A 2950-nucleotide genomic window follows, 5' to 3' on the forward strand; every position below is an offset into this window, starting at 1 on the left:
GCCGACATCAAGCACAAGTGCCAGGCCGAGAAGGTCGGCAGCCAGGCGATGATCGTCGCCAGCCCGACGCTGGGCGCCGCCGATTGGCCTGACCTGATCCGTTCCAAACTCTACGACCCCGGTTTTTCGCACCGCTTCCGCAAAGCCACGGAGATTACCCATGATTAACGAAACGACGCTGTTGCTGGTCGGCCACGGTTCGCGCCACCGCGACGGCAACCAGGAAATTCTGCATTTCGCCGCCCAGTGGCGCGAGCGCCATCCCGGCTGGCGCATCGAGGTGTGCTTCATCGAGCACGCCGAGGTGTTGCTCGCCGACGGCCTCGACCGGGCCACCAGACAGGCCCGCCGGGTGCTGGTCATTCCCTTCATTCTGAACGCCGCCGGCCACGTCAAGATGGAGTTGCCGGCCGCACTGGAAGAGGCCCGCAGCCGCCACCCCGGGGTCGACTTCGCGGTCACCCGCCACCTTGGCATGGGCCGCGAAATCCTCGCCGTGCTGCAGGGCCAGCTCGAATGCCTGATGCTCAGCCTCGCCATGCCCGACCCGCAGACCACCGGCGTCATCCTGCTCGGCCGCGGCTCCTCCGATGCCGGCGCCAATGGCGAACTGGCCCGGATGGCGCGCTGGCTGTTCGAGGCCAACGACCACGAGCTGGTCGACCTGGCCTTTACCGGCGTCACCTGGCCGCGCCTGGAGACGGTGGTGCAACGCCAGGCCAGGCTGGGCATGACGCAGATCTGCATCGTCCCGGTCTACCTGTTCACCGGCGTCCTGATCGCGCGCATCAAGGCCCAGGTCGCGCGCCTGCAGACGCAATACCCGAGCCTCGCTTTCGCCCTCGGCACCCACTTCGGTTTCGACAAAGGCATTTTCGACCTGCTTGATGCCAAGGTGGCCGGGCGCGAATTGCCGGACGGTGGCCTGCTCGAATGCGACGGCTGCAAATACCGCGCGGCGGCCGAGGCAGAACACCTGCACGATCACAGCCACACGGCGGTCGCTGGTGAGAGTCGCGTTTGCGGCCACGCCCACCAAGACGATCACGCCCATCCCTGCCAACCCGCTCACGCCTGAATCGCCATGACCCAGACCACCGCCGCAAACATCGTGACCGAGCAGTTGACCGCTGCCGGCCGCGCCATCGAGCACGACTCCTTTGCCATCATCGACGCCGAAGTCGGTCCGCACGCCTACACCGCCGAGCAGTGGCCGCTGGTCCGCCGGATGATCCACGCCAATGCCGATTTCGAATTCAACGGCCTGACCCGCTTTCACCCGGCGGCGATGCAGGCCGGCCTGGCCGCCGTGCTCAAGGGCGACACGCCGATCGTCGCCGACGTCGAAATGATCTGCGTCGGGCTCTCGGCGCCGCGCCTCAAGCACTTCGGCATGCGCCCCCGGCACTTTATCGCCGACCCGGACGTCATCGAGCAAGCCCGGGCCGAGGACACCACCCGCGCCGTCCAGGCCATGCGCAAGGCGCACCGACTGGGCAAACTCGACGGCGCCATCGTCGGCATCGGCAATGCGCCGACGGCGTTGATCGAAATCGTCCGCCTGGTCCGCGCCGCCGGCGCCCGGCCGGCGCTGATCGTCGGCATGCCGGTCGGCTTCGTCTCGGCGGCCGAATCGAAGGCGCTGCTGATGACACTGGACGACATTCCGTGGGTGGCGATCGCCGGCCGCAAGGGCGGTTCGACCCTGGTCGTCGCCGCCATCCACGCCCTGCTCGGCCTGGCCGAGGCCGAACAGAAACGGGCGGCTTGCGTGCACCGGGCCGTCCTGTGAGCCAGCCCGGCGATGCCAGCCCGGGCAAGGTCCGCAAGGGTGATAGCCGGCGCCAGCGCGGCAACCGCACCGGCTTCACCACCGGCGCCTGCTCGGCGGCGGCGGCTAAAGCGGCCGCTTTGGGCCTGCTCAATAGCGAGGTCGCCGATACCGTTGTCTGTCGCCTGCCGAATGGCCGCGAGGTCCGTTTCGCCGTGACCGATGGCTATGTCGAAGAAGTTGCCGGGCTGGCCCATGCCGTCATCGTCAAGGATGCCGGTGACGACCCGGATGCAACGCATGGCGCGCACCTGACGGCGGATGTCCGCATCCTGCCGCATCGGGCCGGCGAAGTTGTGCTCAAGGGCGGCTTCGGCGTCGGTGTCGTGACCAAGGCCGGCCTGGGTCTCGAAGTCGGCGGCCCGGCGATCAACCCGGTGCCCCGGCGCAACATCATCGACAACGTGCGGACGGCGGCCAGCGAACTGCTCGACCACGACGGCCTGGAAATCACCATTTCGGTACCGGGCGGCGACGAAATGGCCAAAAAAACGCTGAACGCCCGGCTCGGCATCCTCGGCGGCATTTCGATACTGGGCACGACCGGCATCGTCCGCCCCTATTCGACCGCCGCCTTCCGCGCCAGCGTCGTCCAGGCCGTCGATGTCGCCGCCAGGCAGGGGCAGACCCGCATCGTCTTTACCACCGGCGGGCGCACCGAGAAATTCGCCATGCGCCAATTGCCGGAGCTCGACGAATCCTGTTTTGTCCAGATGGGCGACTTCGTCAAGGCCGCCTTCCAGTCGGCGGTCAAGCGTGGCTTTGCCCAAATTCACGTCGGCGCCATGGTCGGCAAGCTAACCAAGATGGGCCAGGGCCTGGCCGTCACCCACGCCTGGAAGGCCGAAATCGATCGTGACGTGCTCGCCGAAGCGGCCCGGGAAGTCGGCGCCCCGGCCGATTTGGTCGAAGAAATCCGCGCCGCCGAAACGGCGCGTTTCGCCGCCGAAAAACTGGCCAATCTCGGGTTGACCGTAGCATTCCACCGGGCGCTGGCCAACCAGGCCATGCGCAGCCTGAAGACCAGCTATCCCGGCGCTTACCAACTCACCATCCTGGTTTGCGATTTCGAGGGACGGTTCATTTGTCGACTGGAAGAACATGAAGCAAGAAAATAGG

Annotated in this window: 3 protein-coding genes and 1 pseudogene; all 4 read left to right on the plus strand. The window is 66.9% G+C overall.

Going from position 1 to position 2950, the window contains the following annotated elements; translation table 11 throughout:
- Window positions 1–168: pseudogene (locus ADADOO_RS10140) on the plus strand (precorrin-4 C(11)-methyltransferase); the annotation flags it as partial.
- The gene (locus tag ADADOO_RS10145) at window positions 164–1078 is read left to right on the plus strand and encodes a sirohydrochlorin chelatase (RefSeq protein ID WP_511277238.1); all 915 of its coding nucleotides are present in this window, start codon (window positions 164–166) and stop codon (window positions 1076–1078) included. The pseudogene ADADOO_RS10140 and the gene ADADOO_RS10145, both read left to right, overlap by 5 nt.
- Window positions 1079–1084: 6 nt before the next feature.
- On the plus strand, window positions 1085–1792 hold the full coding sequence (locus tag ADADOO_RS10150; protein WP_511277234.1) for a precorrin-8X methylmutase: 708 nt from the start codon (window positions 1085–1087) through the stop codon (window positions 1790–1792).
- The gene (locus ADADOO_RS10155; protein WP_511277236.1) at window positions 1789–2949 is read left to right on the plus strand and encodes a cobalt-precorrin-5B (C(1))-methyltransferase; all 1161 of its coding nucleotides are present in this window, start codon (window positions 1789–1791) and stop codon (window positions 2947–2949) included. The genes ADADOO_RS10150 and ADADOO_RS10155 overlap by 4 nt, the downstream gene beginning before the upstream one ends.
- Window position 2950 lies beyond the last annotated feature (1 nt).

The organism is Azonexus sp. (genome assembly GCF_036170495.1).
Classification (GTDB): domain Bacteria; phylum Pseudomonadota; class Gammaproteobacteria; order Burkholderiales; family Rhodocyclaceae; genus Azonexus.